General features: G+C 74.8%; 16 protein-coding genes and 1 pseudogene. 12 read left to right on the forward strand and 5 right to left on the reverse strand.

What is annotated here, in order from left to right; translation table 11 throughout:
* Positions 1 to 631: hypothetical protein (locus FGF04_RS25220; protein WP_149513846.1), on the forward strand; the 631-nt coding region annotated here is incomplete at its 5' end.
* Between the two features lie 4 nt (positions 632 to 635).
* Here FGF04_RS25220 and FGF04_RS25225 read toward each other — a convergent pair.
* Positions 636 to 1,523, reverse strand: coding sequence for an ATP-grasp domain-containing protein (locus FGF04_RS25225; RefSeq protein ID WP_408055656.1), 888 nt, complete (start codon positions 1,521 to 1,523; stop codon positions 636 to 638).
* A 135-nt stretch (positions 1,524 to 1,658) separates the two neighbouring features.
* Here FGF04_RS25225 and FGF04_RS25230 point away from each other — a divergent pair, with 135 nt between their 5' ends.
* On the forward strand, positions 1,659 to 2,756 hold the full coding sequence (locus FGF04_RS25230; protein WP_235882483.1) for a MerR family transcriptional regulator: 1,098 nt from the start codon (positions 1,659 to 1,661) through the stop codon (positions 2,754 to 2,756).
* Positions 2,757 to 2,798: 42 nt separating this feature from the next.
* Here FGF04_RS25230 and FGF04_RS25235 read toward each other — a convergent pair whose 3' ends face one another.
* The gene (locus FGF04_RS25235; RefSeq protein WP_149513536.1) at positions 2,799 to 3,161 is read right to left on the reverse strand and encodes a DUF4267 domain-containing protein; all 363 of its coding nucleotides are present in this window, start codon (positions 3,159 to 3,161) and stop codon (positions 2,799 to 2,801) included.
* A gap of 134 nt (positions 3,162 to 3,295) precedes the next feature.
* Between FGF04_RS25235 and FGF04_RS25240 the strand changes: the two genes are divergently transcribed.
* Complete coding sequence (locus tag FGF04_RS25240; RefSeq protein WP_149513537.1) at positions 3,296 to 3,826, forward strand: TetR/AcrR family transcriptional regulator; 531 nt, start codon at positions 3,296 to 3,298, stop codon at positions 3,824 to 3,826.
* A gap of 254 nt (positions 3,827 to 4,080) precedes the next feature.
* On the forward strand, positions 4,081 to 4,425 hold the full coding sequence (locus FGF04_RS25245) for a DUF6281 family protein (RefSeq protein ID WP_188114212.1): 345 nt from the start codon (positions 4,081 to 4,083) through the stop codon (positions 4,423 to 4,425).
* Positions 4,426 to 4,462: 37 nt separating this feature from the next.
* Here FGF04_RS25245 and FGF04_RS25250 read toward each other — a convergent pair whose 3' ends face one another.
* The gene (locus tag FGF04_RS25250) at positions 4,463 to 5,137 is read right to left on the reverse strand and encodes a Type 1 glutamine amidotransferase-like domain-containing protein (RefSeq protein ID WP_188114247.1); all 675 of its coding nucleotides are present in this window, start codon (positions 5,135 to 5,137) and stop codon (positions 4,463 to 4,465) included.
* A gap of 165 nt (positions 5,138 to 5,302) precedes the next feature.
* Complete coding sequence (locus FGF04_RS25255; protein ID WP_149513540.1) at positions 5,303 to 6,025, reverse strand: FadR/GntR family transcriptional regulator; 723 nt, start codon at positions 6,023 to 6,025, stop codon at positions 5,303 to 5,305.
* A 158-nt stretch (positions 6,026 to 6,183) separates the two neighbouring features.
* Here FGF04_RS25255 and FGF04_RS25260 point away from each other — a divergent pair, with 158 nt between their 5' ends.
* The 3 genes from FGF04_RS25260 to FGF04_RS25270 all read left to right on the forward strand — a co-directional run bounded on the left by FGF04_RS25260 (position 6,184) and on the right by FGF04_RS25270 (position 10,555).
* A complete protein-coding gene (locus FGF04_RS25260; protein WP_149513541.1) occupies positions 6,184 to 7,494 on the forward strand; it encodes an SLC13 family permease in 1,311 nt (436 codons plus the stop codon).
* A 66-nt stretch (positions 7,495 to 7,560) separates the two neighbouring features.
* Positions 7,561 to 9,129 carry an acyl-CoA synthetase gene (locus FGF04_RS25265; protein WP_149513542.1) on the forward strand — a complete coding sequence of 523 codons (1,569 nt, stop codon included), beginning with the start codon at positions 7,561 to 7,563 and terminating at the stop codon, positions 9,127 to 9,129.
* On the forward strand, positions 9,122 to 10,555 hold the full coding sequence (locus FGF04_RS25270; protein ID WP_149513543.1) for a carboxyl transferase domain-containing protein: 1,434 nt from the start codon (positions 9,122 to 9,124) through the stop codon (positions 10,553 to 10,555). The genes FGF04_RS25265 and FGF04_RS25270 overlap by 8 nt, the downstream gene beginning before the upstream one ends.
* Before the next feature lie 14 nt (positions 10,556 to 10,569).
* Here the strand turns inward: FGF04_RS25270 and FGF04_RS25275 are convergent, their stop codons facing one another.
* Positions 10,570 to 14,361, reverse strand: a complete 3,792-nt coding sequence (locus tag FGF04_RS25275; RefSeq protein ID WP_149513544.1) for a S8 family serine peptidase — start codon at positions 14,359 to 14,361, stop codon at positions 10,570 to 10,572.
* 199 nt (positions 14,362 to 14,560) lie between these two features.
* On the opposite strand from FGF04_RS25275, the gene FGF04_RS25280 reads away from it, so the two are divergent.
* The 5 genes and pseudogenes from FGF04_RS25280 to FGF04_RS40200 form a co-directional block, all read left to right on the forward strand.
* Positions 14,561 to 14,914, forward strand: coding sequence for a CU044_2847 family protein (locus FGF04_RS25280; RefSeq protein ID WP_149513545.1), 354 nt, complete (start codon positions 14,561 to 14,563; stop codon positions 14,912 to 14,914).
* Positions 14,911 to 15,360 (forward strand): annotated as a pseudogene (locus FGF04_RS41260) (S1 family peptidase); the annotation flags it as partial. The gene FGF04_RS25280 and the pseudogene FGF04_RS41260, both read left to right, overlap by 4 nt.
* A 238-nt stretch (positions 15,361 to 15,598) precedes the next feature.
* A complete protein-coding gene (locus FGF04_RS41265; RefSeq protein ID WP_235882484.1) occupies positions 15,599 to 16,393 on the forward strand; it encodes a VMAP-C domain-containing protein in 795 nt (264 codons plus the stop codon).
* Between the two features lie 35 nt (positions 16,394 to 16,428).
* Positions 16,429 to 17,505, forward strand: a complete 1,077-nt coding sequence (locus tag FGF04_RS25290) for an AAA family ATPase (RefSeq protein WP_149513546.1) — start codon at positions 16,429 to 16,431, stop codon at positions 17,503 to 17,505.
* On the forward strand, positions 17,495 to 17,708 hold a 214-nt coding region (locus FGF04_RS40200), incomplete at its 3' end, for a hypothetical protein (RefSeq protein ID WP_188114213.1). The genes FGF04_RS25290 and FGF04_RS40200, both read left to right, overlap by 11 nt.

A 17,708-nucleotide genomic window follows, 5' to 3' on the forward strand; every position in this document is an offset into this window, starting at 1 on the left:
CCCGTCCACCCCGTCGACCCCGTTCACCCCCCTCGACTTCCAGCTCGTCCTGCTGCGCCGCATGGCCGACCACAACGCGGACCTCGTGGAGGACGCCCGGCACGCGCTGGGCGTCCCGACGGCGCGGATGCGCGAGGCCAACCGCCGCTGGCAGGCGATGCGGCACGCGCCGCGCGGCCGGGGCGCCGTCCCCCGCTACCGTTCGATCCTCGGCGAACCGGAGTCGGTGACACCGCGCCGGATCGGGGACCTGTCCTGCGAGGCGTACCGGTGGCCGGTCCCCCTCTGGCCGGACCTGCGCTTCGAGGTGCTGGTGGCGCCGGGCGGCGTGGCGTGGAACGAGTGGCTGGTCCGCGCGCCGGGCGCCCCGGCCCCGGTCCTGCGCACCCTGGCCGACCTGACGCCCTGGTCCTGCACGGTCGACGAGGCCGCCCGCGCCTTCGCACCGGCCCGGCCGCTGGAGGGCACGGCGCCGACCCGGTGGGGCCTGGCCCTCACGGCCCCGGACGGCACGGGTGACACGGATGACATGGGCGGCACGGATGACACGGGCGGCGTACGGCGGGAGTGCGTGGCCGAGTTCACCTGGGGGCTGCTGCAGCGGGTGACGGTCCGCGGGCCGGGCCGGTGACCGGTCAGCGGGCGGCGGCGGCCCTGACGACCGCCTCGGCGACGACGGGCACCGACTCCTCGTGCAGGAAGAGGAAGAGGTTCGGCTCGACGAGCTCCAGCTCCATCACGCGCGGCTCCCCGTCGTCGCCGTCCACCAGGTCGACGCGGGCGTAGAGCAGCTCCGGCGTGCCGGGCACGGCGGCCAGCGCCCGCTCGGCGACGGCGAGTTCGGCGGGGGTCGGCCGCCAGGGCCGCAGGTTCGGGMGCGGGACCTTCTGGTCGTCGAAGGCGGTGCCGGGCGCCAGGACGGCGCCCTTGCGGATGGCGTGCAGGAKCCGCCCGCCGAAGAACAGCAGGGCCCTCTCCCCCGCCGTGTCGATGCTGCGTACGTACGGCTGCACGATCGCGGTCAGCCCCTCGGCGTGCATGCGCTCCAGGTGCCGTACCGCCCTGTCGTGGTCCTCGGGCGCGTAACGGGCCGCGTACCGGGAACCGGCCCCCGAGGTCGGCTTGATCACGTACTCGGAGCCTGCGGGCAGGTCCGCGGGGTCGCCCGGGGCGAGGTAGCGGGTGTCGACGACGGGCACCCCGGCGGCGGCCAGCTCGCCCAGGTACCGCTTGTCGACGTTCCACCGCACCACCCGCGGCGGGTTGGCCAGCGTCGTCGCGGCGCCGCACCGGTCGGCCCAGGCCAGGAACTCGCCGACCCGCCAGGTGTAGTCCCAGGTGGACCGGATCAGGACGAGGTCGAACCCGCCCCACTCGGTACCGGGTTCGTCCCACGGCAGGACGACGGCGTCGGCCCCCGCTCCCCGTATCGCGTCCGCGAGGACGGGCAGGTCGCGGTCGTACCCGGTGGCGAGCACCTCCTGGCTGGTGACCAGTGCGATGCGCGGGGTGCTGCGTGCCACGGCGGGCTCCTCTTGGGTGTGTCGGCTCCGGCGGTCCGGGTCGCACAGTAACAACCGGTCCGGGAACCGGCCCGGGCCGCTTGACCTTCCCCTTCGGGGAGGCCACAGCATCGGTGGCAGGACGGAAGGAACGCCATGCCACAGAGCCCACCGCCACTGCCGACGATGACGATCGGGGCCTTCTCGAAGGCGTCCCGGCTCTCGCCGAAGGCACTGCGGCTGTACGACGAGCTGGGGCTGCTGCGCCCCGCGCGGGTGGACCCGGGGACGGGCTACCGCCACTACGCGCCGGAGCAGTTGGAGCGGGCACGCCTGGTGGCGTGGCTGCGCCGGCTCGGGATGCCGCTGGCCGGGATCCGCGAGGTCGCCGCGCTCGGACCGGCCGAGGCCGCGCGGGAGGTCCGCGCGTTCTGGTCGCGGATCGAGGCGGAGACGGCGGCCCGCCGCGACCTGGCGTCCTTCCTCGTCGACCACCTGACAGGCACCGCCATCGCGAAGGAGACCACCATGACGACCACGCTGGAACTGCGCTACGCCGCCCTCTCCGACACCGGCCTCGTCCGGCCCGCCAACCAGGACACCGCGTACGCGGGCACCCGCGTCCTGGCCGTCGCGGACGGCTTCGGAGCCGGGGGCGCGCCCGCGAGCGGGGCGGCCGTCGAGGCCCTGAAGCACCTCGACGACGGACCGCTCCCGGCCGGGAGCGTCCTCAACCTCCTGGAGGACGCGGTGCGGGGCGCCACGGAGGCGGTCCGGGAGGTGGCGGGCCCGGCGGACCCCCGGACCGGCACCACCCTGACGGCGATGGTGTGGACCGGCTCCCGCCTGGCCCTGGTCCACATCGGCGACTCCCGCGCGTACCTGCTGCGCGACGGCGCCCTGCACCGGATCACCCATGACCACACGCTGGTCCAGTCGCTGCTCGACGAGGGCCGCCTGACGCCGGAGGAGGCCACGGCCCACCCCCAGCGGACCCTGCTGGCGAAGGCCCTGACGGGCGACGCCGCCGCCCCGGCCCCCGACCTGCGCCTGCACGACGCGCTGGCCGGCGACCGCTACCTGCTCTGCTCGGACGGCCTGACGACGGTCGTCCCGGAGGACGCCCTCAGGGAGACGCTCGCGACGGTCCCCGACCCGGCCGAGGCGGTACGGACCCTGGTGGCGGCGGCGACCACCGCGGGCGCCCCGGACAACGTGAGCTGCGTGGTGGCGGACGTGGTGAGGACGGCGTAGGGCCGCCGGTCACGGCCGGGTCCTCGGGCTCCGGTGTTCCCCCTACACCAGCGCGAGGACCAGGCCCGCGGCGACGAGGACCAGGGCGGTGACCCCGTGGACGCCCAGTGCGTGGCCGAGCGTGCCGCCGTTCGTCCGGACGATGACGGCGTCCCCGATGGGCGTGATCGCCGCCGCGACCAGGACCCAGCCGAAGGCGTGGGAACCGGCGGCGGCGAGGACCACGAGCGGCACGACGCCGGAGGTGATGTCGCGGACGCCCTTGATGCTCGTCAGGGCGCGCAGGCTGTCCGCGGGAACCCCGAACCCGGCCATGGCAGCCTTCGGAGCCAGCAGGAAACGGCCGCCGATGACCATGATGAGGACACAGCAGAGGAGCGCGACGACAAGAGCGGTGATCATCATCGGGATACCTTTCGAACGTTATCTAACGACGTTTTTTAACGACGCTAGCATACGAGGCATCGCGTGGCGACCCCAAGCCGTCGACCGGACGACCGTCCCCTACCACCGTTACGTAACCGTGCTATCGTTCACCCATGTCTCCCAGACCGGCTCCTGACCTCGCCCTGAGGCGGGACCAGATCATCCGCGCCACACGCGACCTGGCCGAGTCCGACGGCTGGGCCACCGTGACGATGCGCAGGGTCGCCTCCGAGCTGGGCGTCACGCAGCCGGTGCTCTACTCGGTCTTCACCGGCCGGCAGGCACTGGTCGACGCGGTGGCACTCGACGGCTTCACCGCGATCGCCGCGGCGCTGGAGGCGGTCGAGGCCGAGCCGATGGCGCGGATGCGCGCCTACCTGGAGTTCGCGGTCACGCAACCGCGCGTCTACGAGGCGATGTTCTCGATGCCTTCAGGACTGGCGTTCGGCGCCGATGACACGCCCGAACCGCTCCGTCGCGCCTTCGCGGCGATCAGCGCGGCCTTCCCGGACTCCGACGACACCAGGGCGGAGGTCGCCTGGGCGACCGTGCACGGGCTGGCCGCCCTCCAGAACAGCGGCCGCCAGCCGGCAGCACGCGCACAGGCCCGACTGGAACTGGCCCACGACATGCTGACCCGGTGATCCGCCGAGGAAAGAGGTCCTCCTTCCGGTCGCCGAAAGCGGAATGAACGAGTTCGCCCCGGGCTCCGTCATGGTCATGAATTGATCGGGAGAGCCGGGGGCCGGGCCCTGTGGGGTACGGGCACTCGGTGGGACGGAGCGCTCATGCTCCGGAGGGAGCCCACATGAGGCGGATCAGGATGTCACTGCGACGCGGCGCCGACAGGTCGACGCGGTCGCGGCGGTTGCCGTTGCACCCGGGTCTGATCGCGGTCGTGGCCGCGCTCACGACCGCCTGTTCGGCGCAGGGTGGTGGCGGGGAGGCCGCAGGGTCGTGTGCGGTCGCTGCCGTGTACGGCGGCCGCACCTATACGCAGGTGGCCGACGTCGACTTCACCGTGGGCAAAGCGCTCGGCCCCGCCGAGTTCCCGCCCTGCGAGGACACGCCGGGCCACGACGACGATGCCGCAGGGTCCGAACCGACCACCGCCTACGCCGTCGACGACTTGAATCCACGGATCGCCATCGCGGTGCGGTACCCCTCGGACGACATCATGCTCCTCGCCGTCCAGCCCGGTGGCAGTCTGCCTCCCCAGGTCGAGGCCCTGACACGGGGCTAGACCTCGTCGTCCGGATCGGTCGGTCGGATGCGTCCGCCTACGAGACGCACGGCAGGCGCCTCGGTTCCAGGCGGTCCTCCGTCGCCGTGTCCCCCTCCCGGGTCACGACGTACGCGCCCTTGCCCGGTGTCTCCGTCACCGCCTCCACCAGGTCCGTGCCGCGGTAGACCAGGCCCACGCCGTCGTCGGTGCAGTGGGTGGTGGGCAGGGTGCCGTCCGCGACGAGTTCGTGGATCAGGGAGCGGCGGCCCGGCTCCGTGTCGTAGTGGACGCCGTTGCCGTACGGGAGGAAGCCCAGCGCGTCGGTCACCGGGCGCAGTTCGGGGCCGAAGGAGTCCGTGGTGCCGCCCCGGAACCAGCAGATCGAGCCCGCGCTGACGCCGCTGAGGACGACGCCCGCCTCCCAGGCCCTGCGGAAGACGCCGTCGAGCCCGTGCACCCGCCAGACCGCGAGGAGGTTCGCCACCGAGCCGCCCATGACCCAGACCACGTCCTGCTCCAGAACCGTGCCCTCGATGTCGTCCAGGTTCGGCCTCGGGAAGAGCTGGAGGGGGGTCAGGTCGAAGCCCGCCACCCGCGCGGCCTCGCCCATGCGGGCCGTGAAGTGCTCGGCGTCCCCGATCGCCGTGCCGACGTACATCACCCGGGGGCGGCGCCCGTGCGCGCCCGACAGGTCGACGGCGTGGTGCACCAGCGCGTCGAACTCCACCATGGTCCGTGCGCCACCGGCCCGGTGCCCTCCGGAGGTGGCCAGGATGGTCGGCGGTCTGGCCGCGGCCGTGGCGGACGGAGCGGACGGGACGGGCGTGGCGAGCGCGGCAGGTGTGGCAGGGGCGGCGGTGGGGTCGGTCATGGCCACCGATCCTAGCCAGGGGCCTCACGGGCCCTGCGGATCGTTGTCCTCCGGGTCCCAGTCCAGCAGCCGCACCCGCGCCACCGTCTGGACGTGCCGGCGCATCGCGGCGGCGGCCCGCCCCGGCTGCTGCGCCACGATCGCGTCGAAGATCGCCCGGTGCTGGGTGAGGGAGCGGACGGGCCGCCCCGGCTGGCGCAGCGACTCGTGGCGGCTCTCGGTGATCCGGTCGGCGATGGAGCCCATGAACTCGGCGAGGATCGCGCTGTGCCCCGCGGCCGTGACCGCCGCGTGGAAGAGCCGGTCCCCCTCCACCCCGTGCCCGCCCGCCGAGATCTCCTCCCGCATGTGCGCGAGGGCGGAGTCCATCGCCGCCACGTCCTCGTCGGTGCGGCGCTCCGCGGCCAGCTCCGCGAGCTTGGTCTCCAGGGCCTCGCGGGCGTCGAGCACGTCCGGCAACCGGCGCCGCCGGTCCACGAGTTGCTCCACCGGCTCGGCGTCGAGGGTGTCCCGCAGGAGGTACGTGCCGCCGCCGTGGCGGACCTCGACGAGTCCCTGCACCTCCAGGACCACTATGGCCTGCTTCACGGAGGCGCGGCTGACCCCGAGCCTGGCCGCCAGGTCGCGCTCGGGCGGCAGCCGGTCGCCGGCGCTGAGGCCGCCCTCGGCCACGTAACTGCGCAGCCGGTCGAGGACCTGCTCGTACAGGCGCGGTTTGGACCCCATGGGCCGCAGTGGGTCGGTCATGTCCGGTCTTCCCCCTGTACCTCTCGGTCTGTGGACGAGTGGCTGAGCCAATTTACGTCATCTCTCTTGACGCTCTCCACCACGGCCGCCCAAAGTGGTCCAGCCACTCAGCCACTCGCCCGGCCGAGCCGTCCTGGGACCCAAAGACGGGAGCCCGTATGTCCGCCGAACTGATATCGATCCTCGTGCTCGTCGTGGTGTTCGTGATCGCCACCACCCGCTCCATCAACATGGGCGCCCTCGCCTTCGCCGCCGCCTTCGGAGTCGGCGAACTCGTCGCGGACTTCGACGCCGACAAGATCTTCGCCGGCTTCCCCGGCGACCTCTTCGTGGTGCTGGTCGGCGTGACGTACCTCTTCGCGATCGCCCGCGCCAACGGCACGACCGACTGGCTGGTGCACGCCTCGATCCGGCTCGTGCGCGGCCGGGTGGTGCTCATCCCGTGGGTGATGTTCGTGCTGACCGGCGCGCTCACCGCGATCGGCGCGGTCAGCCCGGCCGCCGTCGCCATCGTGGCGCCGATCGCCCTAAGCTTCGCCGCCCGGTACTCCATCAGCCCGCTGCTGATGGGCGCGATGGTGGTGCACGGCGCCCAGGGCGGCGGCTTCTCCCCCATCAGCATCTACGGGTCGATCGTCAACGGCATCGTCGAGCGCGAGGGCCTCCCCGGCAACGAGGTCACCCTCTTCCTCTGCTCACTCGTCGTCAACCTCGTCATCGCGGGCGTGGTGTTCGTCCTGTTCGGCGGCCTGAAACTGAGCCGCGCCGACGCGGGCGACACGACGGACGGCCCGGCGGACGGTCCGGAGGAGGACCCGGACCCGCAGGCGGTGAAGGGCGCGGAGCGGGAGGCCGACGACGACGCCTCCCGGCTCACCCCCGCCCGTATCGCCACCCTGGGCGCCCTGGTCGCCCTCGTCGTCGCCGTGCTCGCCTTCGACCTGGACGCCGGGCTCACCTCCATCACCCTCGCCGTCGCGCTCAGCACCTTCTGGCCGGAGGACAGCCGCAACGCCGTCGGCCAGATCGCCTGGCCGACGGTGCTGCTGATCTGCGGTGTGCTCACGTACATCGGCGTCCTCGACGAGATGGGCACGATCGACTGGGCCGGCGAGGGCGTCAGCGACCTCGGCGCCCCGCTGCTCTCCGCCGTGCTGCTCTGCTACATCGGCGCGATCGTCTCCGCGTTCGCCTCCTCGGTCGGCATCATGGGGGCGCTGATCCCGCTCGCGGTGCCGTTCCTCGCGCAGGGCGAGATCGGGGCGGTCGGCATGGTGGCGGCGCTCGCGGTGTCGGCGACCGTGGTGGACGTGAGCCCGTTCTCGACCAACGGGGCCCTGGTCCTCGCCGCGGCCCCCGACGTCGACCGCGAGCGTTTCTTCCGGCAGCTGATGGTGTACGGAGGGATCGTGGTGGCCGTGGTGCCCGCCGTGGTGTGGCTGGTGCTGGTGGTCCCGGGCTGGGGGTGACACCGGCGCGCCCCGCCGGGTCCGGCACCCTCGTACGAAAGACCGACGACCAAGGAGTACGTACGCGTGTCCCCTCTCTTCCCGGCGCTGACCGCCGCCCTGGCGGACCCGGACGGCGCCGCCGCGCACCGGCCGGCCCTGCGCTTCGGCGACCGCTCCCTGACCTACGGCGAACTCGCGGCGACCGCCGCCCCCCTGGCCGCCCGGATCGGGGAGGCCACCCGGATCGCGCAGACGGGCCGGATCGCGGAGACGGGCCGGGCCGGGGAGACGGGCCGGGTCGCCGTCTGGGCCACGCCCGCCATGGAGACCGCCGTCGCCGTGGTCGCCGCGCTGCTGGCCGGCGTCCCCGCCGTTCCGCTCAACCCGAAGTCGGGCGGCGGGGAGCTCGGGCACATCGTGGCGGACAGCGCGCCGGCACTGGTGCTCGCCGCACCCCAGGATCAGCTCCCCGACGCCCTGGCGTCCCTGCCCCGGGTCGACGTCCTCGTCGGAACCGGAACCGGAACCGGGACCGAGGTGGACGGGGCTGTCGGGGCGGCCGGGGCGGACGCCGGCGTACGGGACGAACCGCCCGGGGCGCCCGCCCTCGTCGTCTACACCTCCGGCACCACCGGCCCCCCGAAGGGCGCCGTCATCCCCCGCCGGGCGATCGCCACCACCCTGGACGCCCTCGCGGACGCCTGGCAGTGGACCGGCGACGACGTCCTCGTGCACGGCCTGCCCCTCTTCCACGTGCACGGGCTGATCCTGGGCGTCCTCGGCCCGCTGCGCCGTGGCGGGTCCGTGACGCACCTCGGGCGCTTCGACACGGCGGGCGTCATCCGCGAGCTGAGCGGCGGCGCGACGATGCTGTTCGGCGTCCCGACGATGTACCACCGGATCGCGGAGGCCCTGCCCGGCGACCCGGCGCTCGCGAAGGCGCTGGCGCGGGCCCGGCTCCTCGTGTCGGGGTCGGCGGCCCTGCCGGTGCACGACCACGAGCGGATCGCGCGGGCGACGGGACGCCGGGTCGTGGAGCGGTACGGGATGACCGAGACGCTGATGAACACCAGCGTCCGCGCCGACGGCGAGCCCCGCGCGGGCACGGTCGGCGTACCGCTGCCGGGCGTCGAGCTGCGGCTGACGGAGGAGGACGGCACGACGGTCCTGGAGGCGTACGACGGGGAGAGCGTGGGCGAGATCCAGGTCCGGGGCCCGAACCTGTTCACCGAGTACCTGAACCGGCCCGACGCGACGGCGGCCGCCTTCACCGCGGACGGCTGGTTCCGCACCGGCGACATGGCGGTGCGCGACCCCGACGGGTACGTACGGATCGTCGGCCGCAGGGCCACCGATCTGATCAAGAGCGGCGGCTACAAGATCGGGGCGGGCGAGATCGAGAACGCCCTCCTGGAACACCCGGACGTGCGGGAGGCCGCGGTCACGGGCGAGCCGGACCCCGACCTCGGCGAGCGGATCGTGGCGTGGATCGTGCCCGCCGACGCCGGGTCCCCGCCCCCGCTCGCGGAGCTGGCGGACCACGTGGCCGGACGGCTCGCGCCCCACAAGCGGCCCCGGGTGGTCCACTACCTCGACGCCCTGCCCCGCAACGACATGGGCAAGATCATGAAGCGCGCGCTGGCCCATGGCTGAGGGTTCCCGGCGGTTCACGGCCCGCGAGGCGATCGGCCTCGTCGCCACCGGGTTCACCGAACTCCCCGCTCCCGGGGGCACGTACGGGCCGGACGGCCCCCTGTCCTGGCAGGGGTACGACGCCGCGCGCGCCCGGGCCGCCGCGCGCACCGGCGAGGAGGAGTCCGTCGTCTGCGGCACGGCCACCTTCGGGACGACCGGCGCCGGTACGGCCGAGTCCGGTAGGGCTGAGTCCGGTACGACCGACTCCGGTACGGTCACCGCCGTGCTGGTCTCCTTCGAGTTCGGCTTCCTCGGCGGCTCGCTGGGCGAGCGCACCGGCGACCGGCTGGAGGCCGCGCACACGTACGCCCGCGCGCACCGGCTCCCGGTTGTCTCCCTGGTCGCGACGGGCGGCAGCCGCATGCAGGAGGGCATGCGCGCACTGGTCCAGCTCCAGCGCGTGGCACGGCAGTCGGCCCTCACCCGGGCCGCCCGGCTCCCCCAGATCGCCGTCCTGCGCGACCCGACCACGGGCGGCGGCTGGGCCACGCTCGGCGCGGGCGCCGACGTGGTCCTCGCGCTGCCGGGCGCGCAGGTGGGCTTCGCGGGCTCCCGGGTCCGGCCGCCCGACGCGGACCCGGCCGCCTACACCGCCGAGGCCCAGCTGGCGGCGGGAGCGGTCGACGCGGTGGTACCCGGGCACGAGCTGGCGGGGACGCTGGCGCGCTGGCTGCGCCTGCTCGGAGACCCGTCGGCCGAGCCCGCGTCGCCGCCCCCGGCGCTGGGCGGCACGGAGCTGCCGGCCACCGGCTGGGAGGCCGTGCGGCAGGCGCGGTCGCCGCGGCGACCGCGCGCACAGGCCTACCTGGACGCCTACTTCGGCCACCGCGCGGCGATCGGCGGCGACCGCTGCGGCGGCACCGACGACGGCATGCTCTGCGGCTTCGGCAGCCGGGCGCGGGACGGCCGTACGGTCGCCTACGCCGCCCAGACCGGCACCGCCACGCGCCCCGCCGGCTACCGCACCGCCGCCCGGCTGGTCCGGCTCGCGGACCGGCTCCGCATCCCGGTGCTGACCCTGGTGGACACCCCGGGCGCCGCCAACGACGCGGAGGCGGAGCGGCAGGGCGCCGGCGCGGCGATCGCGGACCTGTTCACAGCCGTGGCGGCGGCGGAGACGCCCGTCACCACGCTGCTGATCGGGGAGGGCGGCTCGGGCGGCGCGCTGGCGCTCGCGGCCGCGGACAACACGTGGGCCACGCCCGACAGTTACTTCTCGGTCATCGCGCCCGAGGCGGCGGCCGCCATCCTCAAGCGGGGCCCGGAGGAGGTGCGGAGCACCGCCGACCAGCTCCGCATCCGGCCGCAGGACCTGGTGGAGCTGGGTGTCGTGCGCGGCGTCGTGGGGCCACGGCCCCCCGACCGACCCGGCCGGCCCGGCTGATCCGGCCGGCCCGGTTACCGGACACCTATGGCCCGGATTGTCTCCTGCGTCACCGAACCGCCGTGGTCGTCGGCGGCCGAGGCGCGCAGTGAGATGTGGTCCGCGTGGCGGGGCACGTTCAGCGTGCCCCGCCACGCGGACCCCTCACCGGCTCCGGTGAGGCGCACCGGGTGCCATGACGTGCCGTCGTCGTACGACACGTCGAGCGCCGCCCGGCCGAGGGGGCCGACGGGCCCGGGGGGCCTCTGGTCCGTGGTGGACTGCGGGCCGTCCTCGGCCGGGCGCGCAGTTCCCCGCGCCCCTGAGGGGCTGCGCCCCGTCAGGAGGCTTTCGGTGTGCGCGGCGTGGATGCCGATCGGCAGCCGGGTCCCGCCCCGTACGTTCCCGGACAGGTCCGTGTCCACGTCGAAGCCCAGGTTGATCAGCGGGAGGGGCGTCCAGCGGTCCTCCGGGGTGGCCGCCGACCGGAAGGTCCACGCGGTGCGGCCCCGGATCGCGAGCTTCCAGCGGTCCGCGTCCAGGGCCGTCTCGGTCACGACCGTGTACGTGTGCTCGCCGGCGGGCGCGTCCCGCACGGACGCCTCGGCGCCCGTGCGCCGGTCGACGGGCTCCCCGTCGAGGTACACCGAGGTGACCTGCGACATGCCGGTGGACTCGTCCCACACGTTGCCGAAGCCGGTGTGGTCGGGGCCGGAGTCGCCCCAGCCCGGGACGTCGAACCGCAGGGTCGCGCCCGACCGCTCCGGCCCCCGGTCGAGTCCGGTGCCGAGCCACGGGCGCCACACCGGCCCGAACCAGTCGAGGCCTTGGCGGGTGCCGCCGTCGTAACGGACGAGTCCGCCGCGCTGCTCCAGGTCACCGGCGCCCACGGTGACGGACTCCTGCCACAGCTGGCCGGGACCGGTGGACACGTACGCGGTGCGCCGGGCCGGGAAGCCGACGGGCTCCCGGAAGCCGATCCCGACGGGGAACGCGTCCTCGGTGAGCGAGTGGCGGACCTCGCTGCCCGGGACCGGCCGCACGGCGTGGAACGCGGTGTCCAGCACCGCCAGTTGACGGCGTGACGGCTCGTAGACGAGGTCCCGGTCCGGGACGCCGCCCCGGTGGCCCTCCGACAGGTCGTAGGTGTAAGGCGTGTCGCGCGTCCCGTACGTCTCCACCTCCCCGGCCGCCCGCAGCCGCGCCGCGTCCGCCCGGTCGACCGCGGCGATCTGGAGCGGGCGGTCGGCATTGTCGTCGGTGCCGAACCAGGCGTGGAGCCGCCCCGGTACGTCGTCCGTCACGAACAGCGCCCGCGCGCCCGCGTCCTGGGCGGCCCGCGCCAGCTCGGACGGCACCGCGTCCTCCGCCATCCGGACCAGCACGGCCCTGCCCCGCACGTCCCTCCCGCCGTACTCCCCGGTGCCGGCGTCGACGAGCGGGAACGTGTGGCGCCCCTCCAGGAGCGTGCCGCCGGGCTGGACCACCGCCTCGCGGACGCCCTCGACCTCCAGCGCCGGCTTCCCGAGCCGCCACACGGTCCGGTACTCGAAGCGGCCCTGCGTCACCCGTTCCGTGGGCGCGGCGAAGACGCTGTCGTACCCGACCGGCACCTGGACGGCCCCGAAGAGGTCCGAGCCGCCCGCCGCCCGGTCGTACTCCATGAGCAGCTGCCGGGTCTCGGTGCGCCGGTCCACCCGGGCCGCGACCTCCCGCAACCGCCGCCCGTCCAGGGTGATGTCGCGGTCCCGGTCGAGACGGACCTCGGGTGCCGCCAGGAAGCCGAGCCCGAGCGAGTCGGCGCCGTGGCTTCCGCGTACGTCGAGGAAGGTGGTCAGGGCGTACGTGCCCGGCGCGAGCCGCAGCTCGACGGTGCCCGTGCCGCCGGTGCGCGCCGGGAGCGGGTCGGCCCCCTCGGTCAGTCGCTGCACCGTGAGGTCGGCCGCGGCGCCGGCCCCGTCCCGGTCCCTGACGTGGACGGTGAGGGTGTAGCGCTCCTCCTCCTTGACCAGCCCGAAGGCGGTGTGGGCGACGGGCGTGCCGTCCGCCGCCGAGGCGACGACGTGCCCGCTGGTGGTGCCGGTGGGCGCCCTGCGCCCGTCCCCGGTCACGGTCGTGGCGGCGGTGCCGTGCGCGGGCACGGTCAGCACCGGGTCGGCGACCGCCGCGACCCCGTCGGGCGCCCCCTCCACGGTGAGGTGCAACTCGACGTCCGTGGCACCGGAGTTGGTGTAGGTGAGGGTCCGCGCGACCGGCTCGCCCGCCCCGTCCGGCTCCTGGGACCAGGGGTGGAAGCCCAGGTCGACGCTGCCCGTGGCCGTCACCGCGGCCCGCACCGCGCCGGGCACGTCGACCCGTCCGGCGCCCAGCACGTAGGCGGACGTGCCGAGCCGCCGCGACGTCGACATCAGCGCGTCCTTGAGCCGCGGGCCGCTCCAGTCGGGGTGCCGCTCGGCCAGCAGCGCGGCCGCGCCCGCGACATGGGGCGTCGCCATCGACGTACCGCTCATGGCCGTGTAGTCGCCGCTGCCCGCGGAGAGCCGGGAGCGGGCGGCGAGGACGCCGACGCCCGGTGCGGCCAGGTCGGGCTTGAGCGCGTGGTCGCCGCGGCGCGGGCCCGCGCTCGTGAAGGGCGCGGGCGCGTCCCCGGAGTCGACCGCGCCGACCGTCAGCGCCGAGCCGGCGGCGCCGGGCGAGCCGATGGACGAGGGCGCGCCGGTGTTGCCCGCCGAGACGACGAAGAGGGCGCCGGTCTCCTCGCCGAGGGCGTCGACGGCCCGCGCCATCGGGTCGGTGCCGTCACCGGGCTCCGTCGACCCGAGGCTCAGGGAGACGATCCGCGCGCCGACGTCCCGGGCGGCCCACTCCATGCCCGCGATGACCTGCGACTCGCTGCCCGAGCCGTGGTCGTCGAGGACCTTGCCGACGGCGAGCGAGGCGCCGGGCGCGATGCCCTTCTCCCGCCCGCCGGACGCGGCGCCGCTGCCGCCGAGGGCCGAGGTGACGTGCGTGCCGTGCCCGTTGCGGTCGAGGGCCTCCCCACCCTCCRCCGCCCCCTCGACGAAGTTCTCCGTCACCAGGACGCGCCCGGCGAGGTCGGGATGCCCGGTGTCCGCCCCGGTGTCGAGGACCGCGACCGTGACCCCCTCGCCGGTGAGCCCTTCCCGCCACGCCTCGGGCGTACCGATCTGGGCATTGCTTTCGGCCATATCGGCGTGCACCCGCCCGTCGAGCCGGATCTCGTCGATCCCCTCCTGGCGGGTGAGCGCCCGCCAGGACGCCCGCCCCTTGTGCGCGTCGACGGCGGCCCCGTGGACGCTCGGCAGCGCGCGGGTGCGCACGGTGCCGCGCGGGACGGCCGGGGGCGCGTCCTCCTCGTAGGTGACGATCAGCGGCAGCCCGTCCGTCCTGCGGTCGGTGAGGCCCTGGCGTATCAGCTCGTCCACGTCGAACAGCCGCCGGTCGAGGGTGCCCGCCCGCAGGCGGGGCAGCGCCTCGTCCGGTACGACGCTGAGGTCGCCGTCCACCGTTCGCGTGCGGACCGCGCCGGTGGCGCCCTCGGCCCGTTCGACGGTCACGGTCCGCCTGCCGCCACCGAGCCGGGTGACGGTCACCCGGTCCCCGGTGACGAGGGTGACGGTGTCGGTGCCGGGGACGCCGGAACCGGCAGCGGCGGCGGATGAAGCGGAAGCGGCGGCCGACGCGGTGGGGACGGCCGGTGCCCCGGGGACGCCGGCCGGGACGGGTACGGCGGGGAGCAGGACGAGCACGAGCCCGGCCGTCGCCGCCACCGCCGCCGCGCGTCTCACGGAACCTCTGCTGCTCATCCGTGCCCCTCTCCCCGGGACCGGTGGGACCGGAAGGACCGGTGTGACGGTAGTGCCGGCGGCCCCCGGCGAGAAGCGGCCCTGGCGGTTTTCCGCCAGCGCGGGAGTGGGCGCCCCGGGGAAACCGCGACAGCGCCGGGCACCGTCCGTGACAATGACGGTGGTCAACGGTGACGGAGTACGGGGGTTTCGCCGCAGCATGGACGGATTGGTGGAGTTCAAGACCGACGACGGGGCCGTGATCGTCGTCGAGGGGGCCGAGGACGAGTCGGGCTCCCGCCTGGTGGCACGCGCGGACGGTACGGTTCCGGCGGCCCGCACGTTCGAGGGTTCCCTGGAGGGGGTGCGGGCGGCCGCCGAGTCCGCGCTGCGGGTCTTCCGCGACGGCTCGCTGCAACCCGACTGCGTGGAGATCGAGTTCGGGGTGAAGCTCACCGCGGAGGCGGGGGCACTGATCGCGAAGAGCGCGGTCGAGGGGCACCTCGTGGTCAAGCTGTCCTGGGCGCCGGAGCAGTCGGCCGACGCGCGGCCGGGAGGCGCCCCGCGCCCATGACCAGCGCTTCCTGGCACGCGAGAATCAGCTGCGGACGGGACACCGGCGCGGGTTTCCTCGTCACCGAGCAGCACGTCCTGACCTGCGCGCACGTCGTCGCGCGCGGTGACTCCGAGGCGGTCACGGTGTCGTTCGCGCACGGCGGCTACGAGGAGGTCCCGGCCCGGGTGGTCGCGCACGGCGGCTGGGACGGCCGCGAGACCGACCCCGGCGACCTGGCCGTACTGGAGCTGGACCGGCCGGTGCCGATGAAACCGGCGGAGTTCGCCACGCCCGGCGACGCGTACGGCGACCCGCCGTGCAGGCTCCTCGCGTACGGCTTCCCGAAGCGGTACGACGAGGGGACGCTCGCCGAGTACCGGGCCACGGCGGAGCAGTTGATCGCGGGCGAGTGGGTCCAGCTGGAGGCGTGGGCCGCGCACGGCCAGCCGCTCGTGCCGGGCTTCAGCGGGGCCGCGGTGACCCTCGCGGACACCGGCCAGGTCGTCGGCATGGTCTCGGCCGCCGCCCGCAGCCCCGAGATCCGCAACGGCCGCATGCTCCCGGCCCGCGTGATGGCCCGCTACTGGCCCCGCCTGGCAGACCTGATCCCCACCCCCACCCACACCCAACAACAGAAGGAACACCCGCTCCTCCCCGCCGCCGCCCCCGCGAAGGCCCTCGCACAGCTGGTCCCCGATCCTCGTGGAGATCGCCCAGAGCGGCTCCGGCGACAAGGACTTCCTCGTCGAGGTCTCCGCGTACAACAACGGGCACCGGCGCGTGGTGGGCTCCCGCCGCCTCCCCGTAGACCGCGTGCGCCCCTACGCGCTGGAGCGGATCGACGAGGCGTACCACGAGCTGGAACCCGGGGCCCGGGAGCTGCTCGCCTTCGTGCTGCCCCGGCGCTGGCTCAACGCGGACGTGGCCCACTGGAAGCGCAGCACCGACGACGACAGCCCGCTCGGCTCCTTCGCCCCGCTCGTCGTGATGGACCTGGAACGGCGGCGCAGCGGCGGCCTGCAGCACAAGCTCCGCCAGAAGTGGCGGTACCTGGACGAGCAGCCCGCGCCCCGGCTGCACCGCATCGACTGCTGGTCCGTCGGCCAGGACCACGTGAAGCTGACCATCGGGCTGCGCCGCGGGGCCGACATGGTGGGCTTCGGTACGCCGCCGCGCGCGGACAGCGTGCGGCGGCTGTTCCGCGCGAGCCTGAACGCGGCGGTCCCGGTGATGTTGTGGCCCCGCAACGGCTGCCGGGGCGAGCACCGCTGCGGGGAGTCGCAGGACTGCCGGGGCGCGGCCTTCCTGGACCGCCTGGCCGACCACCTCGCGGGCCTGCCGGCGCGCGAACTCCCGTACCACGTACACGAGTTGCGCGAATCGGCGTACGCCTCCGACGCCCCGGAACCGCACTGGGCGTACGACCTGGCCCTGCTGTGGGAGGACCCCGAATGCCTGCCCGACCCCGTCGGCTACCTGCACAGCCCGGTCGGCTGAACCACCGCGCCACCGCAACCACGTTCGGAGAGACCATGTCCCTGTGGCCCGTCTACACGGGTTCGAGCGAGCCCCACGACGGCATCGCCGAGCTGCCCGCGCCACCGCCCTGGCGCGACTTCGACGGCGGTCCGGAGCTGGCGACGCCCGCCGAGGCCGACGACACCTCGGCCACGTCCCCGGACCGCCGCCACCGCGCCCGCACCTATCGCGCCACGGACCGCGCCGTGCAGCTCGTCAACGCCGCCCTCTACCTGCGCCGGCCCCTCCTCGTGACGGGCCCGCCGGGCAGCGGCAAGTCGAGCCTGGCGTACGCGGTCGCGCGGGAGCTGCGGCTGGGCCCGGTCCTGCGCTGGAACATCACGAGCCGCACCACCCTGCACGACGGGCTCTACCAGTACGACCCGCTGTCCCGCCTGTACGCGGCCGCACGCGACGCCCGCCCCGACGGCGGACCCCCGCCCCGGTCCGGCCCTGACTCCGGCCCCGACTCCGGCTCCGGCCCCGGGCTCGCGACCGACGGCACGCTCCAGGACCACCTGCGGCTCGGCCCGCTCGGCACGGCCCTCCTCCCCTACGGACGCCCGCGCGCCCTGCTGATCGACGAGATCGACAAGAGCGACCTGGACCTGCCGAACGACCTGCTCAACATCCTGGAGGAGGGCCAGTACGAGATCCCCGAGCTGGTCCGCTCCGCCCGGCACACCCCGACCGCCGAGGTCATGGTCGACGGCACGGACGAACGGGTCGAGGTCACGCGCGGCCGGGTCCGCTGCCGGGCCTTCCCCTTCGTGGTCCTCACCAGCAACGGCGAGCGGGAGTTCCCGCCCGCCTTCCTGCGCCGCTGCGTCCGCCTCGAACTGCACCAGCCTCGCGCCGACCACCTGGAGCACATCGTCCGCGCCCACCTGGGCGAACCGGACGCGTACGCCCGCGAGTTGATCGGCCGCTTCCTCGACCGGGGCACCGAGGGCGAGCTGGCCACGGACCAGTTGCTCAACGCGATCTACCTCACCGGCGTGGCGGGCCTCGACGCTTCCTCGCGCGACGAGCTGGCCGAGCAGCTGATGCCGTACCTGAGCCGCACGGGGGAGGAACCGGATGAGTTCTGACGCCCCCGCAGGCGTCGCCCACCTGGCCGAACTGCTGGCCCGGGCGGGCGACGGCCCCGCCCCGACCCCGGTGGAACTGGCCGAACTCCTCTGGCTCTCCCAGCACCTGCCGGGCCCGGCTCCGGCTACGAACTCGGCCGCCCTTCGATCTTTTGGGGGCGCGGGGAACTGCGCAAGCAACCCCCACCGCCCCGCAGCCGAAC

This window comes from Streptomyces apricus, assembly GCF_008369065.1.
Classification (GTDB): Bacteria; Actinomycetota; Actinomycetes; order Streptomycetales; family Streptomycetaceae; genus Streptomyces; species Streptomyces apricus.

Excerpts from the sequence above, each read along its gene's own strand:
- FGF04_RS25230 (WP_235882483.1), top strand. The coding sequence starts at position 1,659 with ATGCCACAGAGCCCACCGCCACTGCCGACGATGACGATCGGGGCCTTC.
- FGF04_RS25235 (WP_149513536.1), bottom strand. The coding sequence starts at position 3,161 with ATGATGATCACCGCTCTTGTCGTCGCGCTCCTCTGCTGTGTCCTCATC.
- FGF04_RS25240 (WP_149513537.1), top strand. The coding sequence starts at position 3,296 with ATGTCTCCCAGACCGGCTCCTGACCTCGCCCTGAGGCGGGACCAGATC.
- FGF04_RS25250 (WP_188114247.1), bottom strand. The coding sequence starts at position 5,137 with ATGGTGGAGTTCGACGCGCTGGTGCACCACGCCGTCGACCTGTCGGGC.
- FGF04_RS25255 (WP_149513540.1), bottom strand. The coding sequence starts at position 6,025 with ATGACCGACCCACTGCGGCCCATGGGGTCCAAACCGCGCCTGTACGAG.
- FGF04_RS25260 (WP_149513541.1), top strand. The coding sequence starts at position 6,184 with ATGTCCGCCGAACTGATATCGATCCTCGTGCTCGTCGTGGTGTTCGTG.
- FGF04_RS25270 (WP_149513543.1), top strand. The coding sequence starts at position 9,122 with ATGGCTGAGGGTTCCCGGCGGTTCACGGCCCGCGAGGCGATCGGCCTC.
- FGF04_RS25280 (WP_149513545.1), top strand. The coding sequence starts at position 14,561 with ATGGACGGATTGGTGGAGTTCAAGACCGACGACGGGGCCGTGATCGTC.
- FGF04_RS25290 (WP_149513546.1), top strand. The coding sequence starts at position 16,429 with ATGTCCCTGTGGCCCGTCTACACGGGTTCGAGCGAGCCCCACGACGGC.